Below are 691 nucleotides of genomic sequence, written 5' to 3'. Positions count from 1 at the left end.
GTTACTTAGGAGGCTCACTTATACTCAAAAAGAATTTTATATAATGTTTTCACATTATTCGTATGTAAAGTGTACGAATTGTTTATTATTCACACACGAAAGTGTGATCATAATCTAAAATTCTTCAATTGCTCCATATAGGATTGTAGCGGAATAGTGGTGTCAGTTTGCCAATAGACGGAAAAACAAACTAATAGAACACATAATACGCGCTCTAATTGATTACCTTTTTGTGGGCGTAATATCGGAATAGAAAAACGCCAACGGCATGGCCATAAAAGCGGTACACCGGCAGGCGTAATCATATCGGCCAATAGATGGCTAAAATAGCCAATAATCATCGCGTGAAATACATCTGCGGGGATAATCCAGTCGCGAGAAATATCCATTTGAAAAAGCGCAATACCGCCGAATACCGCCAACAGGCTATGAGTAAACCCGCGATGACCAAATGCACGAGCAATAGGTGTTGATATCCACTTTAGTCGCTGACCAAGGATTGATTTGGGGTGATCAATATCTGGCAGCAGGGAAGTTAGCAGGGTGCCAGGGATAATATGCCACCAATCGCCATGTGCCAGTTCAGGTGTGAGGCCGACTTTCTTGGCAAAAATAACGCAGGCGACAGAAAAAATAAGGTGTCCTTCCCCTGTCATACTTGAATTCCGAATCTGTAGCTGTTGATTTATCC

The 691-nt window shown here is 41.8% G+C and carries 1 protein-coding gene; it reads right to left on the bottom strand.

The genetic code is table 11. From position 1 onward, the window contains the following. Nucleotides 1-107: 107 nt before the first annotated feature. Nucleotides 108-656: a metal-dependent hydrolase gene (locus FTA91_RS05590; RefSeq protein ID WP_050116410.1), complete on the bottom strand. Its 549-nt coding sequence runs from the start codon at nt 654-656 to the stop codon at nt 108-110. Nucleotides 657-691 lie beyond the last annotated feature (35 nt).

Source organism: Yersinia thracica (assembly GCF_902170565.1).
GTDB lineage: Bacteria > Pseudomonadota > Gammaproteobacteria > Enterobacterales > Enterobacteriaceae > Yersinia > Yersinia thracica.
This window is presented reverse-complemented; position numbering and strand designations above follow the sequence as displayed.